Source organism: Streptomyces sp. NPDC002845, assembly GCF_053591955.1.
Genome location: NZ_JBSFUU010000012.1, coordinates 138374 through 159540, shown reverse-complemented (window position 1 = coordinate 159540; position 21167 = coordinate 138374). Strand labels below are relative to the sequence as shown.

General features: G+C 69.5%; 18 protein-coding genes and 1 tRNA gene. 3 read left to right on the top strand and 16 right to left on the bottom strand.

Annotation, left to right across the window (positions count from 1 at the left end; translation table 11 throughout):
• Positions 1-299: 299 nt before the first annotated feature.
• The 6 genes from ACWD3C_RS11715 to ACWD3C_RS11690 all read right to left on the bottom strand — a co-directional run bounded on the left by ACWD3C_RS11715 (position 300) and on the right by ACWD3C_RS11690 (position 4800).
• Positions 300-1547: a hypothetical protein gene (locus ACWD3C_RS11715; RefSeq protein WP_451142633.1), complete on the bottom strand. Its 1248-nt coding sequence runs from the start codon at positions 1545-1547 to the stop codon at positions 300-302.
• 152 nt (positions 1548-1699) lie between these two features.
• A complete protein-coding gene (locus ACWD3C_RS11710; RefSeq protein WP_451142631.1) occupies positions 1700-2098 on the bottom strand; it encodes a DUF6262 family protein in 399 nt (132 codons plus the stop codon).
• Positions 2088-2972 carry a tyrosine-type recombinase/integrase gene (locus ACWD3C_RS11705; protein WP_451142645.1) on the bottom strand — a complete coding sequence of 295 codons (885 nt, stop codon included), beginning with the start codon at positions 2970-2972 and terminating at the stop codon, positions 2088-2090. The genes ACWD3C_RS11710 and ACWD3C_RS11705 overlap by 11 nt, the downstream gene beginning before the upstream one ends.
• Entirely contained in the window at positions 2887-3714 is an 828-nt protein-coding gene (locus ACWD3C_RS11700) for a tyrosine-type recombinase/integrase (protein WP_451142643.1), read from the bottom strand. The genes ACWD3C_RS11705 and ACWD3C_RS11700 overlap by 86 nt, the downstream gene beginning before the upstream one ends.
• 15 nt (positions 3715-3729) lie before the next feature.
• Positions 3730-3936, bottom strand: a complete 207-nt coding sequence (locus ACWD3C_RS11695) for a hypothetical protein (protein ID WP_451142629.1) — start codon at positions 3934-3936, stop codon at positions 3730-3732.
• A 387-nt stretch (positions 3937-4323) separates the two neighbouring features.
• The gene (locus tag ACWD3C_RS11690; RefSeq protein ID WP_451142628.1) at positions 4324-4800 is read right to left on the bottom strand and encodes a hypothetical protein; all 477 of its coding nucleotides are present in this window, start codon (positions 4798-4800) and stop codon (positions 4324-4326) included.
• A gap of 262 nt (positions 4801-5062) precedes the next feature.
• On the opposite strand from ACWD3C_RS11690, the gene ACWD3C_RS11685 reads away from it, so the two are divergent.
• Positions 5063-5197 carry a hypothetical protein gene (locus tag ACWD3C_RS11685; protein WP_451142626.1) on the top strand — a complete coding sequence of 45 codons (135 nt, stop codon included), beginning with the start codon at positions 5063-5065 and terminating at the stop codon, positions 5195-5197.
• 63 nt (positions 5198-5260) lie between these two features.
• On the opposite strand, the gene ACWD3C_RS11680 is transcribed toward ACWD3C_RS11685, so the two are convergent.
• A complete protein-coding gene (locus tag ACWD3C_RS11680) occupies positions 5261-5701 on the bottom strand; it encodes a resolvase (protein WP_451142624.1) in 441 nt (146 codons plus the stop codon).
• Positions 5702-6023: 322 nt separating this feature from the next.
• Here ACWD3C_RS11680 and ACWD3C_RS11675 point away from each other — a divergent pair, with 322 nt between their 5' ends.
• On the top strand, positions 6024-6173 hold the full coding sequence (locus tag ACWD3C_RS11675) for a hypothetical protein (RefSeq protein WP_451142622.1): 150 nt from the start codon (positions 6024-6026) through the stop codon (positions 6171-6173).
• 341 nt (positions 6174-6514) lie between these two features.
• Here ACWD3C_RS11675 and ACWD3C_RS11670 read toward each other — a convergent pair whose 3' ends face one another.
• Positions 6515-6865, bottom strand: a complete 351-nt coding sequence (locus tag ACWD3C_RS11670; RefSeq protein WP_451142620.1) for a DUF6233 domain-containing protein — start codon at positions 6863-6865, stop codon at positions 6515-6517.
• Between the two features lie 27 nt (positions 6866-6892).
• On the opposite strand from ACWD3C_RS11670, the gene ACWD3C_RS11665 reads away from it, so the two are divergent.
• Positions 6893-7177, top strand: coding sequence for a hypothetical protein (locus tag ACWD3C_RS11665; RefSeq protein ID WP_451142618.1), 285 nt, complete (start codon positions 6893-6895; stop codon positions 7175-7177).
• Between the two features lie 135 nt (positions 7178-7312).
• Here ACWD3C_RS11665 and ACWD3C_RS11660 read toward each other — a convergent pair whose 3' ends face one another.
• The 8 genes from ACWD3C_RS11660 to ACWD3C_RS11625 form a co-directional block, all read right to left on the bottom strand.
• Positions 7313-7585, bottom strand: coding sequence for a hypothetical protein (locus ACWD3C_RS11660; protein WP_451142616.1), 273 nt, complete (start codon positions 7583-7585; stop codon positions 7313-7315).
• A gap of 607 nt (positions 7586-8192) precedes the next feature.
• A tRNA-Thr gene (locus ACWD3C_RS11655) sits at positions 8193-8266 on the bottom strand.
• A gap of 118 nt (positions 8267-8384) precedes the next feature.
• The gene (locus tag ACWD3C_RS11650; RefSeq protein WP_451142614.1) at positions 8385-9983 is read right to left on the bottom strand and encodes an alpha/beta hydrolase; all 1599 of its coding nucleotides are present in this window, start codon (positions 9981-9983) and stop codon (positions 8385-8387) included.
• Positions 9984-10075: 92 nt separating this feature from the next.
• On the bottom strand, positions 10076-11281 hold the full coding sequence (locus ACWD3C_RS11645) for a DNA polymerase III subunit delta' (RefSeq protein ID WP_451142612.1): 1206 nt from the start codon (positions 11279-11281) through the stop codon (positions 10076-10078).
• A 153-nt stretch (positions 11282-11434) separates the two neighbouring features.
• On the bottom strand, positions 11435-14830 hold the full coding sequence (gene tmk / locus ACWD3C_RS11640) for a dTMP kinase (RefSeq protein WP_451142610.1): 3396 nt from the start codon (positions 14828-14830) through the stop codon (positions 11435-11437).
• 299 nt (positions 14831-15129) lie between these two features.
• A complete protein-coding gene (gene topA / locus ACWD3C_RS11635) occupies positions 15130-17973 on the bottom strand; it encodes a type I DNA topoisomerase (RefSeq protein ID WP_451142608.1) in 2844 nt (947 codons plus the stop codon).
• 339 nt (positions 17974-18312) lie between these two features.
• Positions 18313-18510, bottom strand: a complete 198-nt coding sequence (locus ACWD3C_RS11630) for a hypothetical protein (RefSeq protein ID WP_451142606.1) — start codon at positions 18508-18510, stop codon at positions 18313-18315.
• A 167-nt stretch (positions 18511-18677) separates the two neighbouring features.
• Complete coding sequence (locus tag ACWD3C_RS11625) at positions 18678-21053, bottom strand: serine/threonine-protein kinase (RefSeq protein WP_451142604.1); 2376 nt, start codon at positions 21051-21053, stop codon at positions 18678-18680.
• Positions 21054-21167: the final 114 nt, after the last annotated feature.

Genomic DNA, 21167 nt, shown 5'->3' with positions numbered 1-21167 from the left:
ACCGGGCAGAGCTGATCGACGGCTGCCTCACCGAGACCGGATTACTCATGGGCGCCGGATGATCTACCGGCCCGCCACTGCGAGTTCAACCTCAGTAACCTGTGTGGTTGCGTCTCGGTGGCGTGCATGACGCATCGGTAGGGAGGCACGCGTCGCCCTTCGAATACGGGCCGATCGTTACCGACCTGGGATGGCTCGCTCCCTGCTTGGCGGGGACAAGCTCATGGTCTGACGGATAGTTGGGCACCCAATCAGCGCTTCCAGTAGCGCTGGACACCTCGACGATGCAGCAGTTGTCGTCAAGGTTCACCGGGAGAGTGGACAATACCCGATCGAAGAGCGTCAATTCCTAGCCACAGAGCGCCCGCTCCTGGCGGAACCACAGTATGTGCCCGAATCGGGTTGTGTGTAACGACTTCCTCATCCACGGATCGATAAACGACGCCACGTATGTCTTCGTCCAGCGAATCAATTCTTGAAGCAAATTCGTCACACAGGTGGAATTTCCCCTGCTCGGAAAAGCGGCCACTGTGGTGCCGGTACCACTCGTCCGTGCGGACGTGAAGAAGCGTGCAGATGTCCGGCCTAAGGCTGAGGAGGTTCACGGCAACTCCCGTCAAGTACAACTCCGCCGCACCTCGCGCCATCAGATTCTGGAGATAATTCAGATTCGCGTCGCCGTAGAAGTAACTCGGGTCGTCTGCCCCTTGTTCGGGTTCCGCTCTATCGAACAACTCCTCCAAGTATTCTCGATAGATATTGTTCCTTACCGAGAATTCATCGCGCAGTGCGGTTGTTGCTGGCTGGAACATGAAGGAAGGAATCACATGGAAGAGGTTCGGGTGTGCAGCTGTCAACGGCGAGCGCTTACGCATCATGAGGCGGGTGTCTCCGTCATAATGGAATGCAATGAGAGTTGAGATGGACACTGCGACGCTTCGACCGAAGCCGCTTCGAAGTGGATCCTGGATTTCTCTGTGAAGTCTGGAGCGTAGGGGCAGCTTCCGCAGGAAACGCTCAAAGGAACGTTCGTCTGAACCTTCTAGATAGGATATCTTTTCCAATAGTTCCCGCTCAAGTACGTCACAAGTATCAAGCCCATCAAAGTAAGAGCCAGTACTACATTTCAACCCCAGTCGCCCATTGGTGACCATTTCCTGCATCGTGAAGGTTGTGCGGTTGTGCAGATTTCGACCAACTAGCTCCAAATTCTTCCGATGTTTTGCATTGTGGACCAGCCACTCTTTAGTTGAATCCCTAACCGCGAGGTCCAGGAGGATTGATTCCACATCTCGGCGCTGATCGTATGGCGCCTCGTAAATGGCGACAGGATAGACCTCACCGCACCGTTCCAGTACAGGCTCCTGACTGTATAGCCATTTCAGGAATCGATAGATATTAGGATTGGCGCGAGCGGCCTCCATCTTTTCGAAGCGTGTACGTGCGCGCTTAATTCCCATTTCACGCCGACGCTTATTGAGGTACCTCATGCCATCCTTAGCGATGTTGTAAAATATGCCACCACCGGGCGGCGAAGTCGGGTCCATTCGCTCTCCCCGAAAGAAGAATTTAAGGTCCGTTCGTCAATAGCCGGGCACCATATCTAGGTCTCACTTATTCAGGATAGAAGACCGCCGTCATCGCTGCACTTCGACTGAAAAGTTATGCAAACATTCGGTTACTTGACGCCCCGCTCTGTTCAGGGTGGGCCTGTTCGAGTCGTCGCGGCGCGTCGTTCGCCGAGAGCGCGGGCAAGTTGCTCGCGAAGCTGCTGGTTCTCCTCGGTGAGGCGCCGTATGCGGGCGTTGGCAGCTTCGAGTCGCCGCAGCAGGGAACCATCGGAAGTGCGCTGGCGTGCGGGAATCGGCGATGCCGGGTTGCGGCCGTGTATTGCCCGCAGTCGCTCGATCTCCGCTCGCAGGTCCGGCTGAGCATAGAGCCAGGACCGAGAGACGCCGGCGTGTTTCGCGACGGTCTCGAAGGTGACCAGCTCACCCGCCTCGTCGAGAGAGCGGAGGGCCTGGAATGCCTTGGCGCGGGTGTACTCGCTGCGGCGGCGGGCGGCGTCAACGATGTGCTGGCTGTTGTCAGCTCGCATCGGCGGTCGCCTCCGACTGCCCGGGATCGGACTCCAGACCGGTGATGATCTTCTCCAGATTGCCGAGGACTTGGCGATTCATCTCGACCACGCGCGCTTGGCCGCGGGCCTCGGCGGCGGAGACGATCTGCAGCAACTGCTGCTGTTGCTCGCGGTGCTGCGGCAGGAACTCGGGGGTGGTGACGAACATCGGGCGTGTCAGGCAAGCATTGGCATGCGGACAGACCTTCTGAACCGGCAGGCCGCAGTAGCCATTGGGCAGGGCCTGGGTCACGCGGCCGAGCCGCTGCTTGGCCCAAGTGGCCTCGGCCAGCGGGCCTTCGGGATCGACGGTGACCTTCTCGCCCTTGATGTTGACCTTGCGGGCCTTCTCCCAGTGCCGACGGACCGTGGTGTCGTGCAGCCGGGCATAGTGGGCGGTCATCTCGCCGGAAGAGCGATCGAGAAGGACGCGTACGACTTCCTGCGGGACATCCCGGTTGATCAGCCTGGTTCCAAAAGTGTGGCGCCATTGATGGGGTGTCAGATGAACTGCCCGACCGTGTTCGTCACGCACGTCGCACCGCTCCAGCCAGAGGTCGAGCTGCCCGCGGTAGGAGTGTGTGGTCAGCGGCCTCGTGCCGTCGGGGTTCATCCGGGGTGCTGGGAACAGCCACCGGCTGCCGCCGGGCCAGCGGTGGAGAACACGATGCTGCTGGGCGATGATCTCGTTCTCTACTTCCTCGTCGATCGGGACCAGGGCCTCGCGCTTCATCTTCCGGTTGAGGTAGCGCAGGTAGGCGGCGCCGTCAGCGTCCCGGATGACGCAGTCGAAGGCCAAGTTGCAGGCATCGCCGACCCGCAGCCCACAGCGCATGAGGATCAAGGTCAGCACACGGCCGTCGGGGTTGTGCCAGCGGTCGAGGTTGGCGGGCTGTTCGACCTGGGCCATCACGTGCTCGGCCAGCGCCCGGGGCAGCCGCTTGTCGGGTCGGGGGAAGTCGTCGGGGTAGAAGGTCGCATTCGCCGGGAGGCTGGGATCCCAGCCGTGGCGGCGCACGGCGTGGAAGAACGCGTTCAGCGAGCCGATGTCCCGGCTGCGGGAATGGGTCGAGCGCGGATCCAGGGCCAGGTCGGCGAGGTAGCGTTCCAGCACGGCCCGGTCCACGCGGGCGAGCGTGTCGACGGCGAGGCGGGGATTGGCCAGGAAGCCGGAGAAGCGGTTGAGGGCCAGGATGTCGATGACGGCCTGGTTGACGCTGCGGCCGATGCTCAGCCGCCAGCGCACGAACCGTTTGGCCGGCTCGCGCAGCCACAGCTGGGTGATGCCGTCGAACCGCAGCCGGGCCCGGGTGCCCTCGATGCCCGCCGTGCAGGTAGTCGGCGTAGAGCCGCACGATCTCAGGGCCGACGGGAACGATGCGGGGCGAGGCGGACTTGGCCCTCGCTCGGTTGTCATTGGCGCGCGGAGTGACGGTCAACTCGCCTTCTGCCGCCGCCAGATCCTCGTGCCGCAGCCCCAGAGCCTCGCCGATCCGGAGACCGGTCTCCCACAACAGCGCGAACAAGAAGGAGCGGATCGTTGACCGGGCCAGATCACGGAGTGACCGCAGGTCACCGAGCCACTCGTCCACCATCGCCGACGTCCACTGTCACGGGAAGGCGTTGACGTACGCGGCGAACGCCTTCACCACGTTCTCCCGGCCCTCGACCGTGGAACGGGCCAGGTTCCGGGCCAGCTGCTGGTTGGCGAACCCCTCCAGCATCGCGTCGAAGACCTGCTCTTCCGGCCGCAGCAGCGCGACCCCGCCAACCAGATGAAGCCTCGCCGCCCCCGGCGCACCAACGTCGATCCGCACCGGTCCACCACCCTCCGTCACTCGCGTTGGATGCGAGAAAACCGCATGGGATGCGAGTCGGCAGGCGATCCGCTGGTCAGTCAGCCGCACGGGTGACACTGGCTGGCGATCACGCCCCGCGAGTCGCTACGGTCGCCGACGCCTCCCGAGCCCAACGGCCCTGGTCACAGAGGGGAAGCCGGGCGCCCGACGGCAGCGAATCGCAGACCGTCGCGGGTTCGCACCCAGTGCAATTGGCGGCGCTTCCTACATCGGTACAGCGGTTATCGGTGAGAACGATCATGCTCCGGTCGGCGTTAGGTTCACCGGGGCCATCGCCTGCGGCCACCAACCTGCTTGCCCCGGGCGACGCCAGGCGCTGATCTGATCCGCCGCGACAGCCACGGATCAGTCCGAGTCGGCACCGGCGCGTTCGCGGGCCTCGACCGTGACCGGGTGCCCATCGCCGAGGAGTGGAGCACTGAGTTCGGCGACGTACGCCCACTCGTTGGCGATGGTGCGCTGTGAGAACACCCGGCCAGCCATGCGCTCCACCTTCCGGTACTGCTCGGCGAGACGAAGGTAGGCGTTACCCGTCTTCAGCAGTTCCTGGACGCGGGGGCTCAGCGGCGGATCGGCCTCCGCCTTCGCAGCCACGTGCCACAGGTCGATGAAGCGCATGGTGGTCTTGTCCAGGTCCATCGAACCGGCGGGTGCGAACTCCACCAGCACGGCGACCAGCCGTTGCATCGTGTGGGAGTCCGGCAGTCGCGACTCCGACATCACGTAGCTGATCGTGCTCGTGCCCAGGTAGCCGTCATCCGTCTTCTTCCCCGACTTCGCGGAGATCTTGGAGAGGCTGGGGCGCCCCACCTGCAGGTGCAAGTCATGAAGGCTGTCGATGAGGTTCTTCAACGGCCCCACGTCAATCTGGGGCTTCTTGAGAATGCCGGGCCGTCCCATCGTCCACTTCCAATCCATCGTCCAGAACCGTCCAGGACTGTACAGAACTACAGGACTGGTGTCCGGGACTGGGTGGCCGGTGTCCGAGTGTTCGCAGCGACCAAGCAGCGCCGACTCGGAGCCCCAAGGTCGGGTGGAGGGTCGTCCCGAAGCACCCGCCGGGTGCCCAAGAGGGGAGGACCGCGTGTACGACCTGCTGGTTGTCGCTGCCCACGGACTTGTGACGGAGCTGCCCGCGAACCTTGTCGCGGCCGCCGTGATCGGGGCTTCCGAGGCCGCTGTACGGGCATGGCGCCGGCGCACGTCCAAGCCGAAGTGACCGTGATGTGCTGCCGGGCTCGGGCGTGAGTAGGTGCGTTACAGAAAGTGCCGCTGAGATTGATCATGCTCCGGTCGGAGCCGGGATGGCGTTGACGCGGTTCTCGTACTCGCGGCGTGCTTTGCGCTGGGCCGGGACCGCCGGGGCGCCCTGGCCGCCGTCGAGGGGGTGGCAGTGGGCGAGGAGCTGGCGGTGGATCGCCAGGGTGGTGCTGACGCGCAGGGTGTAGCCCTGGCCGCGCCGCACGGTGACGCCCTGGTCAAGCGCATCGCGCTCGGCAGGCTCCAACTCGGCGGTGCGGAGGAAGTCGGCGACCTTGCCGGGCATGTCGAGGGTGACCGGCAGCTCCAGGACCGGGACGCCCTCCTGCTCGATGCCGGTGCGGTCAGGCAGGAGGGTGGCGACGGCGCCGCGGCTGACGCCGTGGTCGCGGGCGAGGGCGGCGATGGATCGGCCCTCCAGGGTGAAGTCGGCGAACCGCAGGTCCGGTGTGGCGGACGTCACGGCCTAGCGCGGAGACCTGACAAACGAGTCGACTTCTGCGCCGGACCGGGAGGCGCGAACTGGGGTTGCATGCGTACTTTCTGCATCCCCGTGGCTGTCTATCCATGTCGCCGTGCAGTGGAGCTTCGTCGCAGGTAGAGCCCGCTTTTGACCCACGCTCAGCGACCAGTGACGACCCATAAGTTGTGGTCCTCCGGGTCTTCGCGTGCCACCCCCGCCTCTATGCTTGGGGACGTTCCTTTGTGGCGTCTGCCTCGTACTTCACCGCCTGGTGAAGGCCCGGCAGCCCAGCCGGGCTATCTCGGACGCCACGGAGGCACACATGGAAGGCAAGACGCCCGTCAACGACGGTGACGAGGAGGAAGCCGCCAAGCAGCGCCGGGAACGGCGCCGGCTTACCCGGCAGCTTCTGATCGACTGGTCACCGGTGCTCGCGGGCATCGCCAACCTCGTGGTGCAGCACTTCTCCTGACGGAGAACGTGTGAGCGGGTCGTACGGGCGCAGCAGTAAGCCCGGCCGATGAATGGACGACCGGGCTCACTGGCTGTGTCGCGGATGGAGGGCCCTGGACCTGGGGTGGAGCCCGGGAAAGGGGCCCTCTGCGTCAAGCTTTACGCGTCATTCCGCGTATCAATCGTACGGGAAATAGCGTCCCGGTCTACAACTTGGGCTCTCGACTCCGCTCTCCTGAAGTCGTCTTTCTTCATCGGCGGCCCCTGTCGGCCCCTGCCTGACAGAACACGACACCCAGCGAAACGACCCGAACCGGGAACCGTCACACCTGGTTCGTGACGTCCGGTCGTCGGCCTTGCTCACGGTTCAGGCTGGCAGACCTCGCACGGGGTGGCCCAACCATGCTTGAGGAAGAACGCCACCTGCTCGGGGAGCGCGGGGGTGAGGCGCCCCTGGGCTGCCCAGCAGCCCTCGCCCGTGTGCAGTACCGGAGCGTGCTTCTCGGGTCGGTCGTGCCGCAGGGCCTCAAGGGCCCACTGCTCGGCGACGATCCGTTCGGTGGGGACATCGGCGTAGTCCTGGCCCGCGACGGGCGCGACCGCCCCGGCGGGGACATCGAGGACGACCCGGTAGACCCGCCGGCCGTCCGCTTCCTGGCGACGGGCCTGGAGACGCCCCTCCACCGTGTGTCCGCCGGGCAGAGTCACCATCACAAGCGAGTCCGCCTTATCGTTCACATGCTCGAAAATATCGGTCGGACATCGACCTGTGGGGACCTGGTCGACGTCGACGATCAGGGGCAGGTCCTCATCGACCCGGCCCCGTTCGACGAGCAGCGGACGAGCCGCCCGGCTCAGGTCATCGGCCTCCGGACCGGCGAGAGAGCGCCGTCATCCGTCGTGATGGTCCGCAGTGAACTTCACGTCGCAGACGAGAGCCGTAGGGTGTCCGACGCCGAGGACCGCCAGGGGCTCGCCGCTTTGCGCGACGCTCGCCACACTTGCGGCCGCAGGCCCGCCTGACCGGGCTACGCCCCTGTTTGTTGTTTCGGCACAACAAAGCAGCTGTGGCGGCTGAACTGGTCAGCTCTCCTTGCCCGGACCGGCCGGTCGCCGTCCAGGTCGGCCTCAAGTGGCCCCCGACCACAGCCGCCGACACTAGCTGGGCGACTCAGAGGTGGTCACGCTGGCCGACGGCATGGGCTTGTCGATCTCGATCTTCTCGACGCCGCCCGAAAGGTAGCTGCCGATCGTGATGACCGCCACGGCCGCAGTGAGCGAAAAGACCAGCCGCTCACCCGTGGCCATACCCGCGGGATGAGCCGTCGGCGTAGGGGGAGCGGTCGGCTGGGACCAGTGGTAGACGCCGAACCCGGTGAGACCCCCCACGACCGTCCACACGACGGTGCCAAAGTCGAACGTGATGTGCACTGGCACTGACCCCTTAGTCGGGAGGCGCCCGATACCCGAGCGACCCCTCTACCTGGGCCCACCGCGAGCCCAGTTTCACCCCTTCCGTGGAGCGACCGGGCCCTGGACAGCAAAGAGGCCCACGTCTCCTTTGAAGGAGGCATGAGCCAAAACCGCCACCAAGAACATCCTCTTGATCAACTTGTTTGCCAAAAGGTCCTGCCCGATTTCGGGCAGAGCCATCGGAGGCGACATGGGACTTTCCATTCGCTGACATGACGCGCTTGGGCCCCTTGTCGGGGGTGAAGATCGTGAACTCCATCCAGTCCTTGCGCACCACCCCCTCCAGCGGGATCGTCTCGCCGAGCGGCAGCAGCCAGGCCGCTCAGGCTGCTGCGGACCGGCACCGAAAAAACTCTCGTCCAGGCGCTTTGTAGGAACCCGACAGCATCTCAGCCCGCTCCACATGCACCCCGGCCACCGCCACTGCACGCCCGCTGCACAAATGGCCACCGCTCGGCCACCGGAGGCCCCTGAATGCTGCCCCGCGAGGGGGCCAAGGACAGCCCAGAGGCCGCAGAAAAGGAAAAACCCCAGGTCACGGCGAGTGAGTCCTGGGGTTTCTCTGAGCCGCCTTCGGGATTCGAACCCGAGACCTACGCATTACGAGTGCGTTGCTCTGGCCATCTGAGCTAAGGCGGCGCGCTGTCCGCACTATGGTGCGATCAGCAACGTCGGTAAGTCTACACAGTTTCCGAAGTGCTCCGTACCAACCCCAGGGGCACCCCGGAGGCACGCGTGCCCTCCCCCGTGATCAAGGCTATGAGCAGCGCTTTCCGTCGGTCGGTGGGGTGCCTCGGAGGAGGTAGGTGTTGATCGTGGAGTCGATGCAGGCGCTGCCGCGGCCGTACGCGGTGTGGCCGTCGCCGTCGTAGGTGAGGAGGCGGGCGGAGGAGAGCTGGGTGGCCAGGGAGCGGGCCCAGCGGTAAGGGGTGGCGGGGTCTCGGGTGGTGCCGACGACGACGATGGGGGCGGCGCCCTTGGCCTCGATGCGGTGAGGTTCGCCGGTGGGGGCCACCGGCCAGTACGCGCAGTTGAGGGAGGCCCAGGCGAGGGCGCGGCCGAAGACGGGGGACGCCTCCTCGAAGGTGGGGACGGCCTTCTCGACCTGCTCGGGGGTGGAGAAGGCGGCGGGGAGGTCGAGGCAGTTCACGGCCGCGTTGGCGGACATCAGGCTCGAGTACGTGCCGTCGGGGTCGCGTTCGTAGTAGCTGTCGGAGAGGGCGAGGAGGCCCGCGCCGTCCTTGTCCTCGATCGCCTCGGTGAGGGCCAGGCGCAGCTGGGGCCAGGCGCCCTCGTCGTACATCGCCGCGATCACGCCGGTGGTGGCCAGGGTCTCGCCGAGCCGTCGGCCGTCGGGGTCGCCCGTGGGGATGGGGCGGGCGTCCAGGTCGGTGAAGAATGTCTTGAGGTTCTTGCCGATCCGGGTGGGGGTTGTGCCGGGGCCTCCGAGCGGGCAGTCGGACCGGGTCGCACAGTCCTTCGCGAAGGACTGGAACGCCGTCTCGAAGCCCGCCGTCTGTTCCTCGTTCAGCCTGCGGGCGGGCAGCGACGGGTCCATCGCGCCGTCCAGGACCAGCCGGCCGACGCGGTCGGGGAAGAGTCCGGCGTACGTCGCACCCAGGAATGTGCCGTAGGACGCTCCGACATACGTCAGCTTCCGGTCACCCAGCACCGCGCGCAGGATGTCCATGTCCCGGGCCGCCTCGACCGTGGAGACATGGCGCAGCACCTGCGCCGAGCGCTCGCCGCAGGCCTCGGCGAACTCCTTGTAGACGTCGACGAGTTCGGTGGTCTCGCGCGGCTCGTCGGGGGTGATGTCCGTCTGCGTGTACGCGTCCATGCGGGGGCCGGTGAGGCATTCCACCGGCTCGCTGCGGGCCACGCCGCGCGGGTCGACGGCGACCATGTCGTAGCGGGCGCGGACCGCCGCCGGGTAGCCGATGCCCGCGTACGCCTGGAGGTAGCCGATCGCCGAGCCGCCCGGGCCGCCCGGGTTGACCAGCAGCGAACCGAGGCGTTCGCCCGGGCCCGTGGCCTTCTTGCGTGCGACCGCCAGCCTGATGTCGCCCGACGCCGGCTTGGCGTAGTCGAGCGGCGCCGTCATCGTGGCGCACTGGAAGCCGGGGACGCCGCAGTCGCGCCAGCCCAGCTTCTGCTCGTAGTACGGCGACAAGGCGGAGGGTGTCGCCCGGGGCAGCGCGCCCAGCGCCTCCTGTGACGCCGTCGTGGCCGTGTCCGAGGCCGAATTGCCGGAGGAGCAGGCCGAGACGAGGAGCGCGGCGGCGGCGAGCAGCGCACCTCCGCGACGGAGGGACCTGTTCGGCCGCGTCGGCCCTGGAGTGCGCCTGGTGTCCATCTCGCGAGCGTAACCCTGCGCATTCAGTCGATCACCATAAGCGACACGTGCGACTCGTACGAGTGACATAGTCAACCTCCCGCCCGGCATGGTCAGCCCGCCCGCAGCGCCATGGTCATCGCCTCCACCGCGAGCAGCGGGGCCACGTTGCGGTCGAGCACCTCGCGGCACGCGGCGATCGCGTCGATGCGGCGCAGGGTCGACTCCGGCGTGGTGTCGCGCGCGAGGCGCTCCACGGTGTCCTGGACGTCGGTGTTGGCTAGGGGGATACGGGAGCCGAGCTGGAGGGCGAGGACGTCGCGGTAGAAGCCGGTGAGGTCGGTCAGGGCGAGGTCCAGACTGTCGCGCTGCGCGCGCGTTCTGCGGCGCTTCTGCTTATCCTCCAGGTCCTTCATCACGCCCGCGGTGCCGCGCGGCATCCGGCCGCCCTGGACCCCGCCGAGCGCCGCCCTCAGCTCCTCGGTCTCCTTGGTGTCGACCTCCTCGGCGAGCTGCTTGGACTCCTCCGTCGCCGCGTCGACCAGCTCCTGGGCCCCCTTGAGGCAGCCGCCGATGTCCTCCACCCGCAGCGGCAGCTTGAGCACGGCGGCCCGCCGCTCCCGCGCGCGCGGGTCGGTGGCCAGCCGGCGGGCGCGCTCGATGTGCCCCTGGGTGGCGCGGGCCGCGGCGGCCGCCATGTCCGGCTCGATGCCCTCGCGCCGGACGAGCATGTCGGCCACGGCGTCCACGGCCGGCGTGAGCAGACTCACGTGGCGGCAACGGGAACGGATGGTGGGCAGAACGTCCTCCAGCGAGGGGGCGCAGAGCAGCCAGACCGTGCGGGGGGCGGGCTCCTCGACGGCCTTCAGGACCGCGTTGGCCGACTTCTCGTTCAGCCGCTCGGCGTCCTCCACGAGGATCACCTGCCAGCGGCCGTTCGCGGGAGAGGTGAACGACTTGCGGACGGTGTCCCGCATGTCCTCGGCGAGGATCTGCGTGCCCACGGCGGCGACCGTGCTGACGTCGGCGTGGGTGCCCACCAGCGCCGTATGGCAGCCGTCGCAGAACCCGCAGCCGGGGCTGCCGCCGAGCGCGCGGTCCGGGCTGACGCACTGCAGGGCCGCCGCGAAGGCCCTGGCCGCCGTGGTCCGTCCGGAGCCGGGCGGGCCCGTGAACAGCCAGGCGTGCGTCATCTTCGACCCCTCGGGCGGCGGGGCGTCGGCGGCGGCCGCGGTGACGAGGGCGTCGGCGTCCCGGGCGGCCGCGTCGAGCTGCGCGCTCAGCTTCTCCTGGCCCACCAGGTCGTCCCACACGGGCATGGGTACCGCCCCCTTCGTCACACTCCGTCTTGCCGTGACCCATTGTGCGGGAGGGCACTGACAACGCCCCAACGCCGACCCGACGCCCGCCCCAGCGCCGTACGACGCAGGCGCCGCGCAGGGCGTCAGAGTTGCCGTCAGCGGCGCCGGCCGTCAGCGGCGCCGCCCGCCCCGGCCTCCGCCGCGGCCACCCCGGCCGCCCGGGTCGTGGTCGTCGTCCCGGTCGTCGTCCTCGCGCGGGCCGAGCAGCTCGTCCGCGAGGGTCGGAAGATCGTCGAGCGGGGTCTCCTCCGCCCAGTCGGAGCGGGCCCGACGCCGCGGGGTTCCCTCGGCGTCCACCTGGGGCAGCTCACGCGTACGGTCGTGTCCCGCGCCCTCGGACGCGCGCCGCTCGTCGCGGAAGAACCCGGGCGGCACCCGGTCCGCGGGATCACCGGAACCCGCGCCCGCGCCCCCTTCCTCCCGTACGGGAGGAAGTACGGCCGTCTCGTCGGCCGCCCCCGGAGGCACCGGCGGCAGCACCGCCGTCTCGTCAGAGGCACCCGGCGGCACGGGCGGCAACACCGCCGTCTCGTCGGCGGCACCCTCCGGCACCTGCGGCTTGGGCAGCTTGGCCGTCGTCTCGGAGTCCGACTCCGACTCCGCGCGACCGGGCCGCACCGGCGGCAGTACGGCGGTCTCGTCCACGGGCCCGCCCGACTCGTTGGTCGGCGTCACCAGAGGCGTGGGCACGGTCAGCTCGTTGTCCGGCGTCGACGACGGCGAGGACGGGGAGGACGGGGAGGCAGCCTCCGGGCGCCCCGCACCCTCGGCGGACCCTGCACCCTTGGCAGCCCCCGACCCGGCCGCTCCCCGAGACGCAGCCGCACCCCCAGCAAACACCGAACCCGAACCCGAACCGGCGGCCCCCTCGGCAGCCGCCCGCGCCGCCGCGTCCGCGGAGGCGGCCGCGGCCTCCGCCGCGAGCCTGCGTGCCTCCTCGGCCCGCAACAGCGCCTCCTCGGCCTTCCGCTGCTTCTCCAGTCGGCGCGCCTCCGCCTCGACACGCAGCCGCTCTTCCTCCTCGGCCTGCTTGCGCCGCCGGTCCTCCTCGGCCTTCCGGCGCGCTTCCTCCTCGGCCCGCGCCTTCTCCTCGGCGAGGAGCCGGACCCGCTCCTCCTCGGCGCGGCGCCGGGCTTCCTCGGCCCGCTGCCGGGCCTCCTCGGCCTGCCGCTCGGCCTCGCGCCGCTGCGCCTCCTCCAGCTCGCGCCGCTTGCGCTCCTCCTCCTCGGCGCGCAGCCGTTCGAGCTGCTCCAGCCGCTCGCGTTCGAGGCGCTCCTCCTCTGCCTTGCGCGCGGCCTCCTCCTCGGCCTTCCGCCGTGCCTCTTCCTCGGCCTTGCGCCGGGCCTCCTCCTGGGCCCGCACCTCGGCCTCGGAAAGCGGCAGCATCATGTCGAGCCGGTGCCGGACGACCGTGGTGACGGCCTCGGGGTCCTGTCCGGCGTCGACGACCAGGTAGCGACCCGGGTCGGCGGCGGCCAGCGTCAGGAAACCGGACCGCACGCGCGCGTGGAACTCGGCCGGCTCCGACTCCAGCCGGTCGGGCGCCTCGGTGAACCGCTCACGGGCCGCCTCCGGCGAGACGTCCAGCAGCACGGTCAGATGCGGTACGAGTCCGTTGGTCGCCCACCGCGAGGTCCGCGCGATCTCGGTCGGCGACAGGTCGCGGCCCGCCCCCTGGTAGGCCACGGACGAATCGATGTAGCGGTCGGTGATCACCACCGCGCCCCGCTCCAGCGCGGGCCGCACCACCGTGTCCACGTGCTCGGCGCGGTCGGCCGCGTACAGCAGCGCCTCGGCCCGATGCGACAGCCCGGCACTCGACACATCCAGCAGAATCGACCGCAGCCGCTTGCCCACAGGCGTGGCCCCGGGCTCGCGCGTCAGCACGACCTCGTGCCCCTTGGCCCGGATCCACTCGGCGAGGGCCTCGGCCTGGGTGGACTTCCCGGCGCCGTCGCCGCCCTCCAGGGCGATGAAGAAGCCGGAAGCCGTCGGCGCCTGCACCGGATCGTCGCCGCCGAGCAGCGCGTCCCGCAGGTCCTGCCGCAGCGGTACGCCGGAACGGTCGTCGACCTTGGCGAGCACCAGCGCGGCCACGGGCAGCAGCAGCGCGCCCACCAGCATCAACGTGAACGCGGCACCGCTGTGCGCGAACACGAACTTGCCGCCTTCCAGCCGGTACCGCCCGATCACCGCCGCGACCACGGGCGCGATCAGCACCCCCAGCGCCACGAACACCCGTACGACCGCGTGGAGGTGCTCCGTCGTCCGCGGTCGCCGGAAGTCCTCCGCCTCCTGGTCGAGCAGCGTGTGCCCGGTGTTCGCGGCGATGCCCGCCCCGAAGCCCGCGAGTCCGACGATCAGCACCACGCTGGTCACGTCCGGCACCAGCCCGGCGGCCAGCAGCGCGACCCCGGTGAAGGCGATGGCGAGCGCGAGCAGGCGGCGCCGCGACAGCGCGGGCAGCGCCCTGGGCGCCGTGCGGATGCCGACGACCACGCCGCCGGTCAGGGTCGCGACCAGCAGCCCGTACAGCACCGGGCCGCCGCCCAGGTCCTTGGCGTGCAGCACGGCGACGGCCACCGCGGCGGCCACGGCGCCCGCCACGGCAGCGCAGGCCGGCACCAGGAGCGGGATCGCGCCCGTGCGGCCCTTGTCGGTGCCGGTGCCCGTCTTGGGGCGGCGCAGGCCTTCGAGCGGGGACCGCGCGCGTGGGGTGCGGGTGTCGGGCACTTCGAGGACGGTCAGCACGGACAGCGAGGCGGCGAACAGCCCGGCCGCCACGTACGAGCCGAGCGCCACCTGGTGCTGGCCGAACCAGTCGATCCCGGCGCCCAGCAGGTTGTTGAACAGCGACGCGACGACGAGCACGACGCCCGCGAGGGGCACGGCCACGAATCCGGTACGCAGGGACAGGCGTCGCAGCGCGTCCATGTGGTCCGGCAGCGGGCGCACGGTCGCGCCTTCCAGCGGCGGCGCGGGCAGCAGCGCGGGCGCGGCGCTCTCCCGGCACACCGACCAGAACCGCTCGGCGACTCCGGTCACGAAGACGGTCACCAGGAGCGCGGCGAACGCGTTCTGTGGGGTCCAGTCGATCCACAGGGGGGCGATGATCAGCAGAATCGTCCGCAGTCCGTCCGCGCCGACCATGGTCCAGCGGCGGTCGAGCGGGCCCTCCTGGGACGTCAGCGACGTGAGCGGCCCCAGCAGAACGGCCCCGAAGAGCAACGTGGCCAGAATCCGCGTGGCGAACACGGCCGCCACGGCCAGGGCGACCCCTCGGTACCCACCCCCGAACGATCCCTCCGCGATCGCCGTCTGGAAGACCAGCACGACCAGGACCAGCAGCGCGAGAACGTCCGCCACGCCGCCCACGAGCTGCGCACCCCACAGCCGCTTCAACTGCGGCTGGCGCAACAGGGCACGGACGGCACGCTCCCGTGAATCCACGACCAGGGCGTCGTCGGGGGCCGGGTGGTGGGCCGTTGGCTGCTCGGCTCGCGTCATCTCTCTCTTCCGTCCGGAGAACCGTCGGATCCCTCTACTGGGTGATGGTACGCGGGCCTTCCACCACGCTAGCCTGGCCGAGTCCGGCAATCGGGCCTACCGCCGGGTCGGCGGGAAGTGACGCCTGTGGAGTCGGTGTAAGTCCGTTGGGCGGGTCCCCGTCCAGCGGCGGTCGACGGTGAAGCAGAAAACGCCCTTGCGGGCAGGGCCAAGCTTTCAGCCTATCGGGGAGCGAGAACCAAGCTTCACAAGGTTTCTACAGGTGGGCCCCGGCATCTGCCAGGGCCCACCTGCGGTGTCTACTCGGAGTCGGCCGCCTTGGCAGCCGTCTTCTTCGCCGGAGCCTTCTTCGCGGCAGCGGTCTTGGCCGTCGCCGTCTTCTTGACGGCAGCCTTCTTCGCCGGTGCCTTCTTGGTCGCCGTCTTGGCAACCGTCTTCTTCGCGGCGGTCTTCTTCGCGGGCGTCTTCTTCGCCGTCTTCTTCGCGGGCCCCTTCGCCCGCTTCTCCGCGAGGAGCTCGAAGCCCCGCTCCGGGGTGATCGTCTCCACACTGTCACCGGACCGCAGCGTCGCGTTGGTCTCGCCGTCGGTGACGTACGGACCGAAGCGGCCGTCCTTCACCACGACCGGCTTGCCGCTGACCGGGTCCTCGCCGAGCTCCTTCAGCGGCGGCTTGGCGGCGGCCCGCCCGCGCTGCTTGGGCTGGGCGTAGATCGCCAGCGCCTCTTCCAGTGTGATCGTGAAGAGCTGCTCCTCGGACTGCAGCGAACGCGAGTCCGTGCCCTTCTTCAGGTACGGCCCGTAGCGCCCGTTCTGCGCGGTGATCTCCACGCCCTCGGCGTCCGTGCCGACGACACGCGGCAGGGACATCAGCCGGAGCGCGTCCTCCAAGGTCACCGTGTCCAGGGACATCGACTTGAACAGCGAGGCCGTACGCGGCTTGACGGCGTTCTTGCCCGTCTTCGGCGTGCCCTCGGGGAGGACCTCGGTGACATACGGGCCGTACCGTCCGTCCTTGGCGACGATCCGGTGGCCCGTCTCCGGGTCGGTGCCCAGCTCGAAGTCGCCGCTCGGCTTGGCGAGCAGCTCCTCGGCGAAGTCGACGTTCAGCTCGTCCGGAGCCAGGTCCTCGGGGATGTCGGCGCGCTGGTGGTTCTCGGAGTCCTTCTCGCCGCGCTCGATGTACGGGCCGTAGCGCCCGACGCGCAGCATGATGCCGCTGCCCACCGGGAACGACGACACCTCACGGGCGTCGATCGCGCCCAGGTCGGTCACCAGCTCCTTCAGACCGCCCAGGTGGTCCCCGTCGCCGTTGCCCGCCTCGGCCGCGCTGCCGGCGCCGCCCGCACCCTCGCCGAAGTAGAACCGCTTCAGCCACGGCACCGCCTGCGCCTCACCGCGTGCGATGCGGTCGAGGTCGTCCTCCATCCTGGCGGTGAAGTCGTAGTCGACGAGCCGGCCGAAGTGCTTCTCCAGCAGGTTGACCACGGCGAAGCTCAGGAACGACGGGACGAGCGCCGTGCCCTTCTTGAAGACATAGCCCCGGTCGAGGATCGTGCCGATGATCGACGCGTACGTCGACGGCCGGCCGATCTCGCGCTCTTCGAGCTCCTTGACCAGCGACGCCTCGGTGTAGCGGGCCGGCGGCTTGGTCGCGTGCCCGTCGGCCGTGATCTCCTCGGCGGTGAGCGCGTCACCCTCGTTGACCTGCGGCAGCCGGCGCTCGCGGTCGTCGAGCTCGGCGTTCGGGTCGTCGGCGCCCTCGACGTACGCCTTGAGGAAGCCGTGGAAGGTGATCGTCTTGCCGGACGCGCTGAACTCGACGTCCCGGCCGTCGGCGGCGGTGCCCCCGATCTTCACGGTCACGCTGTTGCCGGTCGCGTCCTTCATCTGGGAGGCGACCGTCCGCTTCCAGATCAGCTCGTAGAGCCGGAACTGGTCGCCGGTCAGCCCGGTCTCGGCCGGGGTGCGGAAACGATCACCCGAGGGGCGGATCGCCTCGTGCGCCTCCTGCGCGTTCTTGACCTTCCCGGCGTACGTCCGCGGCTGCGCGGGCAGGTAGTCGGCGCCGTACAGCTGTGTGACCTGGGCGCGGGCGGCGGCGACGGCCGTGTCGCTCAGCGTCGTGGAGTCCGTACGCATGTACGTGATGAAGCCGTTCTCGTACAGCTTCTGCGCGATCTGCATGGTCGCCTTGGCGCCGAAACCGAGCTTGCGCGAGGCCTCCTGCTGGAGGGTCGTCGTGCGGAACGGGGCGTAGGGCGAGCGGCGGTACGGCTTGGACTCGACCGAGCGTACGGAGAACCGCGTGTTCTCCAGGGCGGCGACCAGCGCACGGGCGTTGGCCTCATCCAGGTGCAGGGTGTTCGCGCTCTTCAGCTGCCCCAGCGAGTCGAAGTCGCGGCCCTGGGCGACGCGCCTGCCGTCGACGGACTGGAGGCGGGCGGCCAGGGTCGCCGGGTCGGACCGGTCGCCGGCGCGGCCGGTGCCGAAGGTGCCCGTCAGGTCCCAGTACTCGGCGGAGCGGAACGCGATGCGCTCGCGCTCCCGCTCGACGACGAGCCGGGTCGCGACCGACTGGACACGGCCAGCCGACAGCCGCGGCATGACCTTCTTCCACAGGACCGGCGAGACCTCGTAGCCGTAGAGGCGGTCGAGGATGCGGCGGGTCTCCTGGGCGTCGACGAGCTTCTGGTTGAGCTCGCGGGGGTTGCGCACCGCCTGCTGGATCGCGTCCTTGGTGATCTCGTGGAAGACCATCCGCTTGACCGGGACCTTGGGCTTGAGCACCTCCTGGAGGTGCCACGCGATGGCCTCGCCCTCGCGGTCCTCATCGGTGGCGAGGAGGAGCTCGTCGGAGTCCCGCAGCAGGTCCTTGAGCTTCTTGACCTGGGCTTTCTTGTCGGCATTCACCACGTAGACGGGCTGGAAGTCGTGCTCGACGTCCACGCCGAGGCGGCGCACCTCGCCGGTGTACTTCTCGGGCACCTCCGCGGCGCCGTTGGGAAGGTCGCGGATGTGCCCGACGCTCGCCTCGACGATGTAGCCGGGGCCGAGATAGCCCTTGATCGTCTTCGCCTTGGCAGGCGACTCGACGATGACGAGTCGGCGGCCGCCCTTTGCGGTCTCGCTGGTCGGGGACAACTTCGCTCTTCTCTCCGGTCGACGCTGGGGTGTCTCCCCAGGCTTTCACTCCCGGGGTCGGGTCATGCTGACGCTGCGGAGTGTGACGGTACATCCCGCCCCCGTGTCAAACGGGAAAAGCCCGCAACGGCCACTCGAACGGTAACCCGACTCCCGCCATTCCTGCCGCCCGGCGTGGTCACCGACTCTTTCGGCCTTATCCGGAGGGTGACTTCTCAGTTACTCGGACGGACGGTCCGCGTCCCCACGACGGCGATCCGCACCCCGGCTCCCGGAGCTCTCCCCGGGCCCATTCCCGAACTCGTCTCCGAGCCCTCTCCGAGCCCTCTCCGAGTCCTCTCAGAGCCTGGTGAAGCACCACGCCCCTACCGTCAGGGCGGCCAGCGCGGCGAGTCCCGCGAGGGGCACCGAGACGGCGGGACGCACTCCGTGGGCGACGGGCTCGCCCCGGCGCAGCCGGATCGCGGTCCACAGCAGCAGCCCGCCCCCGAACAGGGCGAACACCGCTCCCGCGAAGATCGCCGGTCCGCTTTCCATGTCCCGTTCCTTCCGTCCCGGACTGTCCAGGGAGGGGAGGCTGACACGTACGGGAATCGGGTGGGCGAACCCTGGGTGAACGCCGGACGGCCGATAGCTCAGACCGTGCGCGGCCGGCGGCTCGTACCGGGCGTGGGCAGCGGCTCAGACGGAGCGCGGCCGACGGCTCAGACCGAGCCGGGCGCGGGTATCTTGCCGGTCGTCGTCTCGTTGTCGCTGCGGCCCACCGTGCACACCACGGTATGGAACCCGTCGTTCCAGTCGGACTTTCCGGCCGGCCAGCCGAAGACCGCGAAGTCCTCCCCGGAAACCCAAGTCGACTCGAATTTGTTCCTGCAGAGGTCGTTCGCGCTGTCGAGGCCCTTCCGGTAGTCCATGTTCTCCGGCGCCTCGGCGAAGCCGATCACCTGGTCGGTGTGCGGCTCGGAGCAGTCGGCCAGCGGCGCCCTGTAGGTGTCCTCCTCCTCGATGAACGTCCAGCAGTCGCCGATGCTCATCTGACCGACGTACAGGTCCGTGCCCTCGTCCCGGAACTGCCCCACCTCGCCCCCGATCTCGGCATGCCTGCCGAGTACGAGACATGCCGTACCGCCACCGGCCGCGGTGAAGCCGTCCTCCGTCGGGGTCACGGCGTAGAAGTCCGCGTCGGGCAGGGCGGTGGCCAACGGTCTGGCCTGCTGCTCGCAGCGCCTCGGGCCGTTGTCACGCGCGTCCGCGTAGCTGGTGGCCTTGTCGACGGCGACCACCTGGCCCTCGGGCCAGTCGTCCGCGCAGTCGACCGTGCCCAGGTTGGGCACCGATTCGAACGGCGTCCCGCGCCACACGGCCCGCACACAGTCGCCCGCTTCCAACGCCTTGGTGAGACCGACCTGTTCGCCGTACGGGAAGACCGGCCCGAGCGGCGTGTCCGACACCAGCGCGGACGGCGCCTTCGTGGGCTGCGCCCCCTGCTCGGAGTCTCCCCCGGCCAGCAGGACGGCGGCCCAAGTGCCGCCGCCGATCATCATGAGCACGCCGACCACGATGCCGACCACCCCGAGCACGGGCACCTTGCGCCGCGGCCCTCCGCCCGGTGGCGTTCCGCCGGCCCCGAGGGTCGGGCCGCCCCCTTGCGGAGGCGCGCCACCGCTCGCGTACGGCATGGCCGGATCGCTCGCATGGCCCGCGTGACTCCCGTAGGGCGTGGCCGCGTTGCTCGCGTACGGGTTCCACGAGGCGTACGGGCCCCCGGGCGCGGGCTGCCGCCACGGGTCGTACGGCGACGGGGAGCCGCTCCCGTGGGCGTCCGGCCCCGGGGTGCGCGGACCTCCCGCCGGGCCTCCCGCCGGGCCAGCGGGAGGGGTGTGCGGCGTGTTCGGCGTCGGCGGGGCACCCGGCGTGCCCGCCGCGTACGGCCCGGAGGGCGTGCCCGGCGTCGGCGGCGTACTCCCGGACGAAGCCGCCACGTACCCGGGCGGCGCACTCCCGGTGTACCCCGGCGACGGCCCCTCGGTCGCCCGGCTCGGCAGCGGCGGCCCGAAGCCCTCCGGGGCCGAGGCCGGAGCCGAGGCCGGAGCCGGAGCCGAGGCCGGAGCCGAGCCCGGGGGCGGGGCGGACCCGGCGGCGGCCCACCCCTGCGGTGGCGAAGCCGTCCCGCCCCCCGCGTCAGCCACCCGCTCCAGCCCCCGTGCCACCGCCTCCGGCGACAGCCGTCGTACCGGGTCCTTGATGAGCAACCCGTGCAGCACGGGCGCGAGTTCACCGGCGCGGACGGGCAGGGTGGGCTCCTCGCCGAGCAGGGCCGTGAGGGTCGCGTACTGACCATTGCGGTCGAAGGGGCCGCGGCCCTCGACCGCCGCGTACAGCGTGGCGCCGAGCGAGAACATGTCCGCGGCCGGTGTCGGCGGCTCGCCCCGGGCGCGCTCGGGGGCGAGATAGCCGGGCGTGCCGAGGATGCCCGCGGTGGCGGTGAGCCGGGGCTCGCGGGACTCCGGCTGGAGCGCGATGCCGTAGTCGGTGAGCAGCACGCGCGCGTACGGGTCGCCCGAAGCGTCCGCCGCCAGAAGGATGTTGGCCGGTTTCACATCCCGGTGCAGGATGCCGATCCGGTGTCCCGCGGTGAGCGCGGCAAGGACGGCGAGCCCGATCCGCGCCACCTGCTGGGGCGGCAGCGGCCCCGACCGCCGCAGCACCGCCTGGAGGTCGACCGCGTCCGGCACGTACTCCATGACGATCCAGGGCAGCCCCTCGTGCACCACCACGTCGTGCACGGTCGCCACATGCGGATGGCCGCGCAGCCGTGCCGCGTGCCGGGCCTCGCTACGGGCCCGCGCGATGCGGTGCGCGGGTTCGGTCACGTCCATCGGCACGTCGGGCAGCGCGATCTCCTTCATGGAGACCTCGCAGGCCAACTCCTCGTCGTACGCGAGCCAGACCCGGCCCATGCCGCCCGCGCCCAGTTGCCGCAGCAGCCGGTACCGCCCGTTGATGACCCTTCCCTGGCCCTCCCCCTGACCTTGCCCCTGGCTCTGTCCCCGACCCCGGTCCGGCGTCTCCCCCGACATACGTGCCCCCGATCCCCCGAGACAGCGCGCACTCCCCCGAGGACGCGTCGAATCCGTCTCTTGAAAATAGCTTCGCACGCACCACCGACAGGAGCCCTTTTGCGGATCAATCCA